A 16,534-nucleotide genomic window follows, 5' to 3' on the forward strand; every position below is an offset into this window, starting at 1 on the left:
AGCCTGACCGCCTCCCCGCGACGGCCCGGGTCCGCCCGGGCCGTCCGTACGCTTCGGGCATGACTTCACAGGCCTACCTCTCCGATCTCTTCTCCCTCGACGGCCGGGTCGCCCTGGTGACCGGTGGCAGCTCCGGCATCGGCCGGGGCATCGCCGGCGCGCTGGCACGGGCCGGTGCGGCGGTGCTGATCGTGGCGCGGAAGGAGCAGCAACTCCGGGAAACCGTGGACGAGTTGACGAGCGCCGGATGTCGGGCCGGCTGGCTCGGCGCAGACCTGAGCACGCGGGCCGGGGTGCGGGAAGCGGCCGAGGAGGCTGTCGGGGTGTTCGGCGAGCCGGACATCCTGGTGAACTGCGCCGGGATCAACCTGCGGCCGCCGATGGGGGAGCTGGACGAGCAGGTCTGGGACACCACCATGGCGGTGAACCTGGACGCGCCCTTCCTGCTGGGGCAGCGGTTCGGGCCGGGGATGGCCGAGCGGGGCTACGGGCGGATCATCCACGTCACCTCCCAGCAGGCGCACCGGGCGTTCGTGCGCAGCGGTGCCTACGGCGTCTCGAAGGGGGCGCTGGAGTCGCTGGCCCGGTCGCAGGCCGAGGCCTGGTCGCCGTACGGGGTCACCTGCAACACCCTGGTGCCGGGCTTCGTGATGACGCCGCTCAACGCCCAACTGTCGTCCGACCCCGAGAAGGTCGCGGCCCTCGCCGCCCGGACCATGGTCGGGCGCAACGGCCTCGCCGAGGACTTCGCCGGCGCCGCCGTCTTCCTCGCCTCTCCCGCCTCCGCCTACGTCACCGGTCAGTCGGTCTTCGTCGACGGCGGGTTCTCCGTGCACTGAGCGCCCGCTCCGCCCGATGGGGCCCGGCACCGCTGCCTTCCGGTGCCGGGCCCCTCCCTGGTGCCGGGCCTCTCCGGACCCTCAACCGGAGAAGCCGACGTGCGCGAGCCGCAGGGGGCCGCGCAGCCTGAGGTGGACGTCGTGCACGCCCTCGGTGGCCGGGAGGCCGGCCGTGACGGTGGTGTACGTGTAGGGGTCCGCCGTGGGGGTGACCAGGGTCAGTTCGGCCAGGACGGGGCCGCCGTCCAGGGAGAGCTGCAGGCTGCCCTCGCCCGCCAGTTGGGCGGTCACCTCGCGCACGCCGTCAGCGAAGTCGCAGGCCCGGTAGACCACTGTGCCCGAGACGTCGGCCGCCGGGGTCACCGCGTCGCCCGCCGTCTTCGTGCGGTCCACGATCGCGACGCCGGACTGCTCGTCGAAGCCGGCCGCCTCCAGACCCCGCCGGATCACCGGGCGCGGGGCCGGACGCTCCTCCCCGCCGAGGGTGAGGGTCGTCCGCAGGCGGACGTCCTCGCTGGACGCGCCGAGCAGCAGCTCGTACGGGCCCTGTTCCAGGCACCACCCGCCCCCGGCCACGTCCCAGAAAGCGAACGCGGACAGCGGTACGCCGAAGTCCAGCGTCGTGCGCTCGCCGGGCGCCAGCGTCACCCGGTGGTGCCCGAGCAGCTCGCGGCGCGGCCGGGGCACCGAGGGGTCCACGGCCCGGGCGTAGAGCTGGGCGACCTCGTCGGCCGTCCGGTCGCCGGTGTTGGTGAGCGTGCAGGACACGTGCACCGAGGCGTCCGCGACCCGGACCGACAGGTCGCCGTAGGCGAAGCTCGTGTACGACAGGCCGTGCCCGAAGGGGAAGAGAGGGGTGCCCTCGAAGTAGAGGTACGTCTGCCGGGCGCCGATCACGTCGTAGTCGCCCAGGTCGGGCAGGTCGGCGTCGGACTCGTACCAGGTCTGCGGGAGCCGCCCGGCGGGACAGACGTCGCCGGCCAGGACCCGGGCCAGCGCCGTGCCCGCCGCCTGGCCGCCGTGCGCGGTCCACAGGGCGGCCGGCAGCCGCGTCATGTCCACCGCGTACGGATACGCCGAGGTCAGGACCAGCACCGTGCGCGGGTTGGCGGCACGGGCCGCGCGCAGCAGCCGTTCCTGGTGGCCGGGCAGCCGCAGCGTCGTCCGGTCCTCGGTCTCGCGGCCGTTGATGTGCGGGTCGTTGCCCGCAACCACCACGACGACGTCCGCCCGGCCGGCCACCCGGGCGACCGCGTCCTCACCGCGCTCGACCGTCACCACCTCGAAGACCTCGCCGGTGTCGGCAACCTTCGCGCCGTCGGCGCCGACACAGACGTGACGACCCGTGCCGAGGTGCTTCAGGAGGTGACCGTTCCGGTGGGGTTCCAGGCGGAAGGTCTCCTGGACGACCCAGCCGCCCGGCTCGTCCGCGGCGGCCCGCAGGTGGCCGTCCTCGGCGACGGAGAGGTAACGGCCGTCGGGGGCGCGCAGGGTGAGGACGCCGCCGCCCCAGTCGACCAGGGCGAACTCGGTGCCGAACGGGTCCGTGGTGAGCGGGGGCAGGTCGGTGCGGCCGGCGAGCAGCGCCGGGTCGAGGGCGCCCTCCGCGCCGGGGGCCTCGTCGGGGGCGTCCGACGGGGGCACGTGCAGGAAGGTCCCGTCCTCGGTGCGCAGCCGGATCCGGTCCACGCCCTCGGCGAACTCCACGCGCTCGGCGCCGAACCGCTCGTACAGGCCCTCCAGCGGGGTGGAGCGGTGCAGCAGGCTGCCGCTGTACCAGTCGAGTTTGCACTCGTCGGCGAGCAGGCCCACCACCGCGATCCGGGTGCCGGGCGCGAGCGGCAGCAGCGCGTCGTCGTTCTTCAGCAGGACGACGGCCTGCTCGGCGGCCTCCTGGGCGAGCGCCCGGTGCGCCGGGGTGTCGAACTCGCCGGTGAGGTGCGGGTCGTGGTGCGGGTCGAACTCGCCGAGGCGGAAGCGGACCGAGAGCTGGCGGCGGACCGCGGTGTCGATGTCCGCCTCCGTCAGCAGCCCCTGGTCCAGCGCTCCTCTGACGCGCGCGGTGATCTGCGAACCGTCCGTGCCGTGGTCGGTGAAGCTGTCGACGCCGGCCAGCAGGGCGGCCGCGGTGGCCTCCTCGTGCGTGTCGAAGTAGTGCTCGGCGTCGACCAGGTTGCTCGGCGCGCCCGCGTCCGAGCAGACCAGCAGGTCCTCCTCGGTCCAGGCGCGCAAGTGGGAGCGCAGGTACGGGGAGAGGTGGTTGGGTCGGCCGTTGACCAGGTTGTACGCGGGCATCACCCCGGCCACCGCCCCTGCCTCCACCGTGTCCCGGAAGGCGCGCAGATCGTACTCGTGCAGCACCCGCGGGCGGACGGAGGCCGACGAGGTGGCCCGGTCGGTCTCGTTGTTGTGCGCCAGCCAGTGCTTGAGCACGGGCGCGGTGCGCCAGTAGAGCGGGTGGTCACCGCGCAGGCCGTGCGTGTACGCCGTCGCGATCGCCGAGGTCAGCCTCGGGTCCTCCGAGTAGCCCTCCTCGTTGCGGCCCCACAGCGGGTGGCGCAGCAGGTTCACCGTCGGAGACCACACGTTCAGGCCCACCCGGTCGTCGCGGGCGCGCATCGCCCGGACCTCCTTGGACACCGCCTCGCCGACGCGTCGTACCAGCTCCGGGTTCCAGGTCGCGCCGAGGCCGACCGCCTGCGGGAACACCGTCGCCGGGCCCATCCAGGCCACGCCGTGCAGGGCCTCCTGGCCGGTGCGGAAGGCGGCGACGCCCAGGCGCTCGACGGCGGGCGCGAACTGGTGCAGGAAGGCCACCTTCTCGTCCAGGGTGAGCCGTGCCAACAGGTCGTCGATGCGCTTCGCGAACGGCAGGTGGGGATCACGGAAAGGCGGCGTGGGCGGCGGGTGAACGGTCACGGGCGGTTTCCCCTTGGGTGGAGCGGCAGGGCGCTTTCGAAGCGCTTCGATGCTCATTCCGGCACCGGGTGGGTGTCAAGGCGCTGGGCCGAATCGGGCCGGACTTCTCACCGGCACAGCAAGGAGGGAAAGGGCAGGCGGGTTCCTTTCCGCATCCGAGGAATCTTGGGATCGACCCTTGTGCACCCCCAGGTGTTCACTTAACCTCGCAGCAACATCGAAGCGCTTCGACTGAGTCCGGAAGGCGCTTCAGCTCAGCCGATTCCACTCGAGACACCGCAGCCGACGGCCCACCGCCGGGTGTCCTGGTGCGCCATGAAGGGTTGACGCAATGACGCCGAACGCCGCCTCCTCCGCACCCAGCCGGAGAAGCTTCCTCGCCTCCACCGCGGTCGCCGCCGCGGCGGTGGCGGGAGGGATGCCGCTGCTCACCGCCTGCGGCGGTTCGGACAGCGGATCGAGCGGAGGTTCCTCCTCGGGCAAGGGCGCGAAGAAGCTGCTGCCGGCCTACGTCGCGCACAACGTGGTGACCCCGGACATCCCCGCGAAGAACGGCTCGGCGATCGGCTTCACCAGCAAGCTCGACCTCGCCACCCTCAAGACCTCGGTCCCGAAGAAGCTCGGCAAGGGCGGCAAGATCACCATCATGTCGCCGTTCTGGGGCTCCCCGCCCAAGCAGGACAACCCCTACTACCAGGGGATGAACGACCTGATCGGCGTCGACGTCGTCTGGCAGAACCAGGACGGCAACACCTACGACCAGAAGCTCGGCGCGGTCCTCGCCTCCAGCGACGTGCCGGACGTGGTGGTCGTCCCCAGCTGGAACATGGGCGGCATGATACCCACCGCCATCATCAGCAAGTTCGCCGACCTCGGGCCGTATCTGTCGGGCGACAAGGTCAAGGAGTACCCGAACCTCGCGGCCATCCCGACCGACGCCTGGCAGCGCTGCATCATCGGCGGCAAGCTGCGCGGCCTGCCGCAGCCCTCCCCGTACGTCACTGGCATCGTGCCCCTCTACCGCAAGGACATCTTCGACAAGGAGGGGTACGACGTACCCCGCTCTGCGGACGAGTTCCTGTCCCTGGCCAAGGAGATCACCAATCCCAAGGCGAAGCGCTGGGCCTGCATGGACATGAAGTGGACCGCGTTCCAGGCCTTCGGCGTGCTCTCCGGCAGTGAGAAGCCGCTCGGCTGGAACCTCGTCGACGGCAAGCTGGTCAACCGCATCGAGACGGAGGAGTACCTCGAGGCGCTGGAGTGGACCCGCAAGCTGTTCGCCGCCGGTGTCGTTCACCCTGACGCCAAATTGGGCAAGAACGCCCCCGACCCGGGCCCCAAGTTCGCGGCAGGCGAGTTCCTCGTCTACGCCAACAACATCAGCCAGTGGTGGGGCCGGACGGCCGAACAGGCCACCCAGAACCCGGCCTTCAAGATCTGGGGCATGGACATCTTCGGACACGACGGCGGCGACCCGACGCTCTGGGCGGAGCAGCCCGCCGGCATTTTCGCCTTCATCAACAAGAAGGCCCCGGAGTCCGTGATCCGTGACGTGCTGGCCGTCGCCAACGTCACCGCCGCGCCGTACGGCACCAAGGAATACATGATGACCAACTACGGCGTCGAAGGCACCCACTACACCGTCAAGGACGGCGTGCCCGTGAAGACCACGGCGGGCAACAACCAGGTCATGAACGCCTACGTCATGGTCGCCAGCCCCGCCGCCACCATCGCCCACCCCGACTTCCCCGAGGTCGCCAAGGCCCAGGTCCTGTGGCAGCAGCGGATGGGCTCCTTCACCAAGAAGTCCAGCTTCTACGGCCAGATGATCACCGAGCCCTCCCGCTACACCAACCTCAGCAACGACTTCGAGCAGCTCGAGGACGACATCACCCGCGGCCGCAAGAAGATCGGCGACATGCAGCAGGCCGTCTCCGACTGGAAGAGCAAGGGCGGCGACAAGCTGCGCGACTGGTACAAGAAGCTGCTCGACGACAACGGTTCGTCGGCGAGCTGACCAGGCACTGAGGCAAGGAGAACCGCCGTGTCGCACAGCACGGTGCCCCGCAGCAGGGCCGAGGCGGCCGACAGGTCGGAGCAGACCCCGGTGGCGTCCGGCGAAGCCACCAAGACCCCGGGCAGGACGCGCGCCGGAAAGCTGGGCCTGCGCCTGAGATTCAGACGCGACCGCGTCCTGCTCCTGATGACGATGCCGGCCGTCCTGCTGGTCCTGATCTTCAACTACCTGCCGATCCTCGGCAACATCGTCGCCTTCCAGGACTACGACCCCTACGTCAGTGACAACGGCATCGTCTCGATGCTGCACAGCCCCTGGGTCGGCTTCGAGAACTTCCAGCGGATCTTCGAGGACTCGGCCTTCTGGAACGCGGTCGAGAACACCCTGGTGCTGTTCTCCCTGCAACTGGTGCTGTACTTCCCGATCCCGATCCTGCTCGCGCTGCTCATCAACAGCGTGGTCAGGCCCCGGGTACGGGCGATCTCCCAGGCCGTCCTCTATCTCCCGCACTTCTTCTCCTGGGTGCTGGTCATCGCCGTCTTCCAGCAACTGTTCGGCGGCGCGGGCATCCTGTCCCAGCTGCTGCGCCGGCACGGGTACAACGGGCTGGACATCATGACCGACCCGTCCACCTTCAAGTTCCTCGTCACGGCGGAGGGCGTCTGGAAGGACGCGGGCTGGGGGATCATCGTGTTCCTCGCCGCGCTGGCGTCCGTGAGCCCCGATCTGTACGAGGCGGCGGCCATGGACGGAGCCGGGCGCCGGCGGCGGATCTGGCACGTGACGCTGCCCGCGCTGCGCCCGGTGATCGCGCTGCTGCTGGTGCTGCGCGTGGGCGACGCGCTGACGGTCGGCTTCGAGCAGATCCTGCTGCAACGCGATGCCGTCGGCCCGGGCGCGGCAGAGGTCCTGGACACCTTCGTCTGGTGGAACGGCGTGCGCAACCAGGACTTCGGCTACGCGGCCGCCGCCGGCCTCGTCAAGGGCGTGGTCAGCCTCGGACTGGTCCTCGCCGCCAACAAGGTGGCCCATCTGATGGGCGAGCAGGGGGTGTACAAGAAGTGACCGCCGTGATCGACAAGCCGTCCGCACCGGAGCGGTCCCGGTGGGCCGCCTCGCCCCGACCGGTGTGGGAGGAGGAGCCCACCAGGGCCGGTCTCGCCGGCAAGGGCCTGGTCCTGACACTGGCCTGCCTGGGGATCCTCTTCCCGCTCTGGATCGTGGTCGTCACCAGCCTGTCCTCGCGGAAGACGATCGACGAGGCGGGCGGGCTGGTGATGATCCCCAAGAGCATCACGTTCGTCGCGTACAAGGAGCTGCTGAGCGGCGGCCAGGTCACCCGCGCCGCGATCGTGAGCATCCTCGTCACCCTCGTCGGCACGCTCTTCTCGATGACGGTGTCCGTGCTGTGCGCCTACGGGCTGTCCCGCACCGGGTCCCTGGGCCACCGCTGGATCCTGATGGTGCTGCTGGCCACGATGTTCTTCAGCGCCGGCCTCATCCCCACCTACCTGCTGGTGCAGTCCCTGGGCCTGACCGACAACTATCTCGCCCTGATCCTGCCCAGCGCGATCAGCGTCTTCAACATCCTGGTCCTGCGCGGCTTCTTCATGGGCATCTCGCAGGAACTCATCGACAGCGCGCGCATCGACGGCGCCGGTGACTTCCGGATCCTCTGGCAGATCACGATGCCGCTCTCCCGCGCGGTGCTCGCGGTGATCACGCTGTTCTACGCCGTCGGGTACTGGAGTGCGTGGTTCAACGCGTCGCTGTATCTGAACGACCAGAACAAGATGCCGTTGCAGAACGTCATGATCCAACTGGTGCAGAAGCAGGAGGCGCCGGTCGGGCTGGGGCAGGCCATCAAGACGGGGGAACTGTCCGGGCTGGCCGTGCAGATGGCGGTGATGGTCATGGCGCTGCTGCCGGTCGCCGTGCTGTCGCCGTTCGTCCAGAAGCACTTCAAGAAGGGCATGCTCACCGGAGCGGTGAAGGGCTGACCGACGGCGCCCACCGGGCGGGCAGCTTCTGCGGTTCGGCGGCTGCGGGTTGTCCGCGGCCGGTCGCGCAGGTCCCCTCGCCCCTCCGGTCGGCGCAGCCGGCGCACGCCTGCACAGCCGCGGGCAGTCGTGCCTCCCCCCTGCCTCAACGGCCTGCGAGGTGCCCCGGGGCGGCACGGGTGGGCGCGGCGGCACCCCGTCGGCGCCGGCGCGCCAGGCCCCCTCCGGCCCGCACGAGTACCGGTCCACCACCCCACCCACGCCCAGCGAGGTAGCCATGTCGTCCACCCCCAGCCGCAGAACCGTCCTCGCCGGAACGGCAGCCGCGGCAGCTCTCACCGGCCTGCCCGCTCTGCAACCCCGGGCAGGCGCCGCCGAAGCCCGGCACCCCGCGTACCGCTGGCGCAACGCGGTCATCGGCGGCACCGGATTCGTCACCGGTGTCCTCTTCCACCCCACCACCCCCGGCCTCGCCTACGCCCGCACCGACATCGGCGGCGCGTACCGGTGGGACGCCCGTACCGCCCGCTGGATCCCGCTCACCGACCACATCGGCTGGGACGACTGGAACCTGCTCGGAGTGGAGGCGATGGCGGTCGACGCATCGCACCCGAACCGGCTGTATCTCGCCCTCGGGACCTACAGCCAGGACTGGGCCGGCAACGGTGCCGTCCTGCGCTCGGCGGACCGCGGAGCGACCTGGCAGCGCACCGATCTCACCGTGAAGCTCGGCGCCAACGAGGACGGCCGGGGCGCCGGTGAGCGGTTGCTCGTCGATCCGCGCGACAGCGACACCCTGTGGCTCGGCACCCGGCACGACGGGCTGCTGAAGTCCGGCGACCGGGGCGCCACCTGGGCCAGGGACACCGGCTTCCCGGCCACCCCCACCGCCTCCGGCCAGGGCGTCACCCTGCTCGTCGCCGCCGGCCGCACCCTCTACGCCGGCTGGGGCGACGGCGACGGCACCTCGGCCAACCTCTTCCGGACCACCGACGGGACCACCTGGGAGGCCGTCCCGGGCCGGCCCACCGGCACCTCCGCCAAGGTGCCGATCCGCGCCGCCCACGACCGGCACACCGGCGAGCTGTACGTCACGTACGCCGACGCACCCGGGCCGAACGGCCAGTCCGACGGCAGCGTGCACAAGCTGGACACCACCACCGGCACCTGGACCGACGTCACCCCGGTCGCGCCCGGCGGCGCCGACACCTTCGGGTACGGCGGGGTCGCCGTCGCGGCCTGCCGTCCCGGCACCGTCGTCGTCTCCACCAACAACCGCTGGTCCGCCGTGGACACCCTGTTCCGCTCCACCGACGCCGGCCGCACCTGGACCTCCCTGAAGAACACCGCCGTCCTCGACGTCTCCGAGACCCCGTACCTGAAGTGGGGCGCCGACGAGCCCAAGTTCGGCTGGTGGATGCAGACCGTCGCCGTCGACCCGTACGACGCGCGGCACATCGTCTACGGCACCGGCGCCACCCTCTACGGCACCCGCGACCTCAGGCACTGGGAGCCCGTGATCCGGGGCCTGGAGGAGACGTCCGTACGCCAGCTGATCTCTCCCCCGGCCGGGGAGGCGCATCTGATCAGCGGGAGCGGCGACATCGGCGTGATGTACCACGAGCGGCTCACCGCGTCGCCGTCCCGGGGCATGGCCGCCGACCCCGTGTTCGGCACGGCCACCGGACTCGCGCAGGCGGCGGCGAAACCGTCGTACGTCGTGCGGGCCGGCTGGGGCGACCACGGCAACGGCGCCTTCTCGGACGACGGCGGGCGGACCTGGGCGCCCTTCGCGGCCCAGCCGGCCATCGCGCACGACGCGCCGGGTCCCATCGCCGTCGACGCCGACGCCGGCGTGCTGCTGTGGTCCTTCGTGCACTGGGACGGCACCAAGTACGCCGCCCACCGCTCGGCGGACAACGGCGCCACCTGGACCGAGGTCTCCTCCTTCCCGAAGGGCGCCACACCGGTCGCCGACCCGGCCGACCCGACCCGCTTCTACGCGTACGACACCGACACGGGAACGGTGTACGCAAGCTCGGACGGTGGCCTCGGCTTCACCGCCCGGGCGAGCGGACTGCCCTGCGGAGACAGCCAGTTCAAGCTGGTCGCCGCCCCCGGGCGCACCGGTGACCTGTGGCTGAGCGCCAAGGACAACGGGCTGTACCGCTCCCGCGACGGCGGCGCCACCTTCGACAGGGTCGCCAGTTGCCGGGCGTCGTACGTCCTCGGCTTCGGACGGGCCGCCGACGGCGCCGGCTATCCGGCGATCTACCAGGTCGGGTCCACCGGGACGATCACCGCCGTGTACCGCTCCGACGACGAGGCGAAGACCTGGGTACGGATCAACGACGACGCCCACCAGTGGGGGTACATCGGCGACGCCATCACCGGTGACCCGCGCGTGTACGGCCGGGTCTACGTCGCCACCAACGGGCGCGGCATCCAGTACGGGGAGCCCGCGTGAAGCCGTGCCTCGCCGACGCCACCCGCGGCCGCCTCCTCTTCGGCGGCGACTACAACCCCGAGCAGTGGCCCGAGGAGACCTGGACCGAGGACGTCCGGCTGATGAAGGACGCCGGGGTCAACTCCGTCACCCTGGGCGTCTTCTCCTGGTCCCGGCTGGAACCCGAACCCGGGACAAGGGACTTCGGGTGGCTGGACCGGCTCATGGACCTGATGCACGACAGCGACATCGGCGTGGTCCTCGCCACCCCGACCTCCTCCCCGCCGCCCTGGCTGGGCCGGCTGCACCCGGACACCCTGCCCCGCGACGCCGACGGCCGGACCGAGTGGTGGGGCGGCCGGCAGCACTTCTCCCACTCCAGCGCCACCTACCGCCGCTACGCCGCCGCCATCACCGAGGACCTGGCCGCCCGCTACGCCGGCCACCCGGCGCTGCGCATGTGGCACATCAACAACGAGTACTGCACCTACGACTACGGCGACGAGGCCGCCGCCGCCTTCCGCCGCTGGCTGCGCGAGCGGCACGGCACCCTCGACGCCCTCAACTCCGCCTGGGGCACCGCCTTCTGGAGCCAGGGCTACGACACCTGGGACGGCATCCTGCCGCCGCGCCACGCGCACTACCTGAACAACCCCGGCCAGGTGCTGGACTTCCGCCGCTTCACCTCCGACATGCTGCTGGAGTGCTACGCGGCCGAGCGGGACATCGTCCGCCGGCACACCCCGCACACCCCGGTGACCACCAACTTCATGCCGCTGTGGTTCGGGCAGGACGCCTGGCGCTGGGCCGAGGAGGAGGACGTCGTCTCCGTCGACCTCTACCCCGACCCGCGCGACCCGCTCGGCGGCCGGCGCGGGGCGCTGGTGCAGGACCTCACCCGGTCGCAGGCGCGCGGCCCGTGGATGCTGATGGAGCAGGCGGCCGGGCCCGTCAACTGGCGCGGGGTGAACCACCCCAAGCCGCGCGGCCTGAACCGTCTGTGGTCCTTCCAGGCCGTCGCCCGGGGTGCCGACGCCGTCTGCTACTTCCAGTGGCGCCAGTCCCGGCAGGGCGCGGAGAAGTTCCACTCCGGCATGGTCGGCCACGCGGGGGAGCGGGGCCGTACCTACCAGGAGGTGAAGCAGCTCGGCGGTGAACTCGCCCGGATCGGGGAGCACATCGCGGGCCGGCACAGCGGCGCGCAGATCGCGATCCTGCACGACTGGCACTCCTGGTGGGCCGGCGCCCACGAGGGCCGGCCGTCCACCGAGGTGGAGCTTCCCGAGGTGCTGCACGCCTGGCACCGGGCGCTGTGGGAGGCCCACCTCACCACCGACTTCGCCCACCCCCAGCACGACCTGTCGGCCTACCGGCTGATCGTCGTCCCCCAGCTCTACCTGCTCACCGACACCGCGATCGACAACCTCCTCTCCTGCGTCCGCGCCGGCGCCACCCTGGTCTGCGGCTTCCTCACCGGCATCGCCGACGAGGACGACCGGGTCCGCCCCGGCGGCATGGACGCCCGGCTCCGCGAGCTGTTCGGCATCCGCACCCTGCACGAGTGGTGGCCGCTGGACGCGGGGGAGACGGCCGAGACCGACGGCTTTTGCGGCACCCTGTGGTCCGAGGAGATCGAGAAGATCGAGGACGCCTCGGCCGAGGCCGAATACAAGGGCGGCGAACTGGACGGGCTGCCGGCCGTGCTGCGCCGGGGACGCGCCTGGTACCTCTCCACGCTGCCCGAACCCGAGGCGCTGCGCGCGCTGCTCGCCCGGATCGCGGCCGAGGCGGGCCTCCGCCCGGTGCTCGACGGGCTCCCGGCCTGCGTCGAGGCGGTGCGCCGGGGCGACCTGCTGTTCCTGCTCAACCACGGTCGCGAACCGGTCACCGTCCCCGTCCCGGGCACCCACCAGGACCTGCTCGGCGGTACGGCCGTCACGGGCGAAGTCACCCTCGGCCGCTACGGCGTGGCGGTGCTGAAGCCGTGAACCACGAACCGGCTCGACCTCGCCTGGAGCCCGGACGGCGCCCGAGCCGTGCTGAGGCCCGGCCGCACCCACGACCGCGTCCTCACCCTGGGGACGCGGTGACCTGAGGAAGAACTCCCCCCACCCATGGAAGGACACCATGGCAACCACCACCCTGAGCAGGGTCGCCAAGGCCCTGATCGCCCCCGCACTCGCCCTCGGCGCTACCGTCGGTCTCGCCTCGGCCCCCGCCTCCGCCGCCGTCTGGAGCTCCTGCGACCGGTGGGGCAGCACCACGCTGAACGGCTACACCCTCTACAACGACGTCTGGGGCTCCGGCGCCGGCAGCCAGTGCATCTGGGCCAACTCCGGTACCAACTGGGGTGTCTGGGCCGACCACCCCAACACCGGAGGCATCAAGTCCTACCCCGACGCCAAGAAGGTGATCAACAAGTCGATCACCTCCCTCTCCTCGCTGACCAGCAGCTACAACGTCAGCGTCCCGTCGTCCGGCGCCTACGAGACGGCGTACGACATCTGGGACACCAACTACAAGTACGAGATCATGCTCTGGGTCAACAAGAGCGGACCCGTCGGCCCGCTCGGCAGCTCGCAGGGCACCGTGTCCCTCGGCGGCTCCACCTGGACCGTCTACAAGGGCAACAACGGCTCCAACGAGGTGTTCTCCTTCGTCCGCAGCTCCAACTCCAGCTCCGGCACGGTCAACATCCTGCCGATCCTGAAGTGGATCAAGGACACCAAGGGCTGGTTCGGCAACGTGACCATCGGTGACCTCCAGCTCGGCTTCGAGATCACCTCGTCCTCCGGCGGCCTGAACTTCACCGTCAACAGCGAGAGCGTCAGCAGCGGCTGAGCCGGCGCGGCAGGCGAGAAGGGCCGGTCCCCGCCCGGGGACCGGCCCCCCGCTCATTCCGCGATCGGCAGCTCGGCCCCGTCCCGCAGGAACAGCGGGATGCGCTCCAGCGGCGCGTCCACCGTCACCGCCGTACCGCCCTCGTACGACGCGCCCGTCCACGCGTCCGTCCAGCGCGCCCCCGCCGGGAGGTGCACCGTGCGGGAGGTGGCCCCGGCGGTCAGCACCGGGGCGACCAGCAGATCGCGGCCGAAGAGGTAGGCGTCGTCCACGGACCAGGCCGCCTCGTCGCCGGGGAACTCCAGGAACAGCGGCCGCATCACCGGCAGCCCCTCCTCGTGCGCCTCCCGCATGACGGTCAGGACGTACGGCTTCAGGCGCTCGCGCAGCCGCAGGTACCGCTCCATGATCGCGCCGGCCTCCTCGCCGTACGACCACACCTCGTTCGGGCCCCCGGTCATCTCCGGGCCCAGCTCCATGCCCGGGTCGCGGAAGCCGTGCAGACGCATCAGCGGGGACAGCGCGCCGAACTGGAACCAGCGGACCATCACCTCCCGGTACGCCGCATTGTCCGGGTCGCCGCCGTGGAAGCCGCCGATGTCCGTGTTCCACCACGGGATGCCCGACAGGGCGGTGTTGAGACCGGCCGCGATCTGGCGGCGCAGGGTCGCGAAGTCGGTGCCGATGTCACCGGACCACAGGGCGGCACCGTGCCGCTGACTGCCCGCCCACGCCGAGCGGTTGAGGGTGATCACCTCGTCCACCCCGGCCGCGCGCAGCCCCTCGTCGAAGGTGCGGGCGTTGTCCGCCGGGTAGAGGTTGCCGACCTCCAGGCCCGGACCGGCCCAGTAGCGCAGGTTCTCCGGGAAGCCGGGCTTCAGCTCCGGCTCGCAGGCGTCCAGCCAGAACGCGGTGATGCCGTACGGGTCGAGGTAGTTCTCCTTCACCCGCGACCACACGAACTCCCGCGCCTCGGGATTCGTCGCGTCGTAGAAGGCCACCTGCACGGTGGAGGCGACCCCCTTGTCCGGCCAGTCGGCGTGCGCCATCGGGCCGTACTGCGTGCCGATGAAGTGGCCGCGCTGCTCCATCAGCGCGTGGTTCTCCGACAGCGGGGACACCGACGGCCACACCGAGACCACCAGCTTGATGCCCAGTTCCTCCAGCTCCCGGACCATGGCCGCCGGGTCCGGCCACTCCTTCGGGTCGAACTTCCACTCACCGAGGTGCGTCCAGTGGAAGAAGTCGCAGACGATCGCCGAGATCGGCAGGCCCCGGCGCCTGTACTCCCGTGCCACCGCGAGGAGTTCGGTCTGGGTGCGGTAGCGCAGCTTGCACTGCCAGAAGCCCGCCGCCCACTCCGGCAGCATCGGCGTACGGCCGGTCACCGCCGAGTAGGCGCGCTGGCCGTCGGCCGGAGTGCCCGCGGTGACCCAGTAGTCGAGCTGCCGGGCCGAGTCCGCCACCCAGCGGGTGCCGTTGGCCGCCAGCTCCACCCGGCCGATCGCCGGGTTGTTCCACAGCAGCGTGTAGCCCCGGCTGGACACCAGCACCGGCACGCTCACCTCGGCGTTGCGCTGCACCAGGTCCAGCACCATGCCCTTCTGGTCCAGGCACCCGTGCTGGTGCTGGCCCAGGCCGTACAGCTTCTCGCCCTCGTACGCGGCGAACCGCTGCTCCAGCCGGTGATGACCGTTGCCGACCGCCGTGTACAGGCGCGAGCCCGGCCACCAGAAGTGGGCCCGCTCCTCGGCGAGCAGTTCGCCGCCGTCGTCGGTGCGCAGGAAGCGGATCAGGCCCTCGGCGTTCACCTCGACGGTCAGCGCACCGACCGTCAGCCGGCCCTCGTCGTCACCGGCCTTGACGGTGCTGTGCGCCGGCGGGCGCTCCGGGAGCAGGGCCCCCGGCAGGCCCTCGAGCACCGGGCCGCCGAGCCGCGCGCGCACCCGGACCGCGTCCGGCCCCCACGGCTCGATCCGTACCGTCTCCTGGCGCCCGCTCCACTCCAGCGCGCCGTCCCGCTCACGGAAGGTGCCGACGGTGGGGGAGGACTGGGCGAGGCTGACCTTGGGCTGAATTCCGGCAGGCTGGTTCACGGGCATGCTCCTGAAGGAGTGCAGGGGTGCAGACAGGAAAGGCAGGCAGAGGTGCGCCCCGGGCGGCCGGAGCGCTGTGCGAAGGGAACCGCCGGTACGGCGTGCCCCCGGGGCGGGGCACGGTGGGCCGGAGGAGCCGTCAGGACGCGGCGGGCGCCGGCCCGGAACTCGCCCGTACCGTCAGCTCGGGCGCGAGCAGCACGACCTCGTCGCCGCCTCGCCCGTCCAGCTTGGCCACCAGGTGCTCCACGGCGTGCCGGCCCATCTCCTGCGCCGGGATGGCGACCGAGGTCAGCCGCACCGAGGCCTGCACCGCGACCTGGTCCGGGCAGATCGCGACCACCGACACGTCCTCGGGCACCGCCCGGCCCTGCTGGCGCAGCAGCGCGAGCAGCGGCTCCACCGCCGACTCGTTCTGCACGACGAACCCCGTGGTCCCCGGGCGCTCGTCGAGGATCCGGGCCAGCGTGACGGCCATCGCGTCGTACCCGCCCTCGCAGGGGCGGTGCAGCACCCGGACGCCCGCCTCCCGCGCGCGGGCGCGCAGCCCGTCCAGGGTGCGCTCGGCGAAGCCGGTGTGCCGCTCGTAGACGGCCGGGGCCTCGCCGACGACGGCGATGTCCCGGTGGCCGAGCCCCGCCAGGTGCTCCACACACAGCGCGCCCGTCGCCGCCCAGTCAAGATCGACGCAGGTCAGGCCGGAGGTGTCGGTGGGCAGACCGATCAGCACGGACGGCCGGCGGCTGCCGCGCAGCAGCGGCAGCCGCTCGTCCTGGAGCTCGACGTCCATCACGATCATCGCGTCGGCCAGCCCGCTGCCGGTGACCCGGCGCACCGCGTCGGGACCCTCCTCACCGGTGAGCAGCAGCACGTCGTACCCGTGCGTACGGGCCGTGGTGGCCACCGCGATGGCGATCTCCATCATCACCGGCACGTACATGTCGGTGCGCAGCGGGACCACCAGCGCGATGATGTTCGAACGGCTGCTCGCCAGGGCGCGGGCGCCCGCGTTCGGGTGGTAGCCGAGCTCCCGGATGCTCTGCTCGACCCGCTGCCGGGTGGTGGCGGAGATGGACCGCTTGCCGCTGAGGACATAGCTCACCGTGCTCGCCGAGACTCCGGCGTGCTGGGCGACCTCGGCGAGGGTGACCATCCAGCTCTCCAAGCTTTGTGAAGCGCTTCGACACTGCGCATTGCTGACAAGGGCGAGTGAGGGTGTATTGACAGTAGCCCCAGCGCGGGTGGGTGTCCATAGCCTGTCGAAGCGCTTCGACAGCTTTTCCTCCAGTGGCTCAAGGGCTCCGCCGGGCGCGTCGACGGCGGGCTTTCGGCCGATCGGACGCGCGAGGGGTGGTGGGGTCGGCCCGTTTCGGGTA

Annotated in this window: 10 protein-coding genes; 7 read left to right on the forward strand and 3 right to left on the reverse strand. The window is 71.4% G+C overall.

Translation table 11 applies throughout. The features are described from left to right. Positions 1–59: 59 nt before the first annotated feature. Positions 60–839, forward strand: a complete 780-nt coding sequence (locus ACZ404_RS28030) for an SDR family NAD(P)-dependent oxidoreductase (RefSeq protein WP_468444541.1) — start codon at positions 60–62, stop codon at positions 837–839. Between the two features lie 81 nt (positions 840–920). Here ACZ404_RS28030 and ACZ404_RS28035 read toward each other — a convergent pair whose 3' ends face one another. Then, entirely contained in the window at positions 921–3,758 is a 2,838-nt protein-coding gene (locus tag ACZ404_RS28035; RefSeq protein ID WP_468444543.1) for a glycoside hydrolase family 3 C-terminal domain-containing protein, read from the reverse strand. 331 nt (positions 3,759–4,089) lie between these two features. On the opposite strand from ACZ404_RS28035, the gene ACZ404_RS28040 reads away from it, so the two are divergent. The 6 genes from ACZ404_RS28040 to ACZ404_RS28065 all read left to right on the forward strand — a co-directional run bounded on the left by ACZ404_RS28040 (position 4,090) and on the right by ACZ404_RS28065 (position 13,062). Beyond that, complete coding sequence (locus ACZ404_RS28040) at positions 4,090–5,775, forward strand: extracellular solute-binding protein (RefSeq protein ID WP_468444545.1); 1,686 nt, start codon at positions 4,090–4,092, stop codon at positions 5,773–5,775. 27 nt (positions 5,776–5,802) lie between these two features. Further along, complete coding sequence (locus ACZ404_RS28045; RefSeq protein ID WP_468444547.1) at positions 5,803–6,840, forward strand: ABC transporter permease; 1,038 nt, start codon at positions 5,803–5,805, stop codon at positions 6,838–6,840. After that, positions 6,837–7,775: a carbohydrate ABC transporter permease gene (locus tag ACZ404_RS28050; protein ID WP_468444549.1), complete on the forward strand. Its 939-nt coding sequence runs from the start codon at positions 6,837–6,839 to the stop codon at positions 7,773–7,775. Before ACZ404_RS28045 ends, ACZ404_RS28050 begins: the two co-directional genes overlap by 4 nt. A 277-nt stretch (positions 7,776–8,052) precedes the next feature. After that, the gene (locus tag ACZ404_RS28055; protein ID WP_468444551.1) at positions 8,053–10,242 is read left to right on the forward strand and encodes a 1,4-beta-glucanase; all 2,190 of its coding nucleotides are present in this window, start codon (positions 8,053–8,055) and stop codon (positions 10,240–10,242) included. Then, positions 10,239–12,209, forward strand: coding sequence for a beta-galactosidase (locus tag ACZ404_RS28060; protein WP_468444552.1), 1,971 nt, complete (start codon positions 10,239–10,241; stop codon positions 12,207–12,209). Before ACZ404_RS28055 ends, ACZ404_RS28060 begins: the two co-directional genes overlap by 4 nt. A 139-nt stretch (positions 12,210–12,348) precedes the next feature. Beyond that, positions 12,349–13,062 (forward strand): glycoside hydrolase family 12 protein, encoded by a 714-nt coding sequence (locus ACZ404_RS28065; RefSeq protein WP_468444554.1) that lies wholly within the window; start codon positions 12,349–12,351, stop codon positions 13,060–13,062. Positions 13,063–13,115: 53 nt separating this feature from the next. Here ACZ404_RS28065 and ACZ404_RS28070 read toward each other — a convergent pair whose 3' ends face one another. Together ACZ404_RS28070 and ACZ404_RS28075 are read right to left on the reverse strand one after the other, a co-directional pair. Then, entirely contained in the window at positions 13,116–15,158 is a 2,043-nt protein-coding gene (locus ACZ404_RS28070; RefSeq protein ID WP_468444556.1) for a glycoside hydrolase family 31 protein, read from the reverse strand. A 139-nt stretch (positions 15,159–15,297) separates the two neighbouring features. After that, positions 15,298–16,311 (reverse strand): LacI family DNA-binding transcriptional regulator, encoded by a 1,014-nt coding sequence (locus tag ACZ404_RS28075; protein ID WP_468444558.1) that lies wholly within the window; start codon positions 16,309–16,311, stop codon positions 15,298–15,300. Between the last annotated feature and the right edge of the window lie 223 nt (positions 16,312–16,534).

The organism is Streptomyces sp. NPDC030798 (genome assembly GCF_055572275.1).

Excerpts from the sequence above, each read along its gene's own strand:
- ACZ404_RS28030 (WP_468444541.1), top strand. The coding sequence starts at position 60 with ATGACTTCACAGGCCTACCTCTCCGATCTCTTCTCCCTCGACGGCCGG.
- ACZ404_RS28040 (WP_468444545.1), top strand. The coding sequence starts at position 4,090 with ATGACGCCGAACGCCGCCTCCTCCGCACCCAGCCGGAGAAGCTTCCTC.
- ACZ404_RS28055 (WP_468444551.1), top strand. The coding sequence starts at position 8,053 with ATGTCGTCCACCCCCAGCCGCAGAACCGTCCTCGCCGGAACGGCAGCC.
- ACZ404_RS28065 (WP_468444554.1), top strand. The coding sequence starts at position 12,349 with ATGGCAACCACCACCCTGAGCAGGGTCGCCAAGGCCCTGATCGCCCCC.
- ACZ404_RS28075 (WP_468444558.1), bottom strand. The coding sequence starts at position 16,311 with ATGGTCACCCTCGCCGAGGTCGCCCAGCACGCCGGAGTCTCGGCGAGC.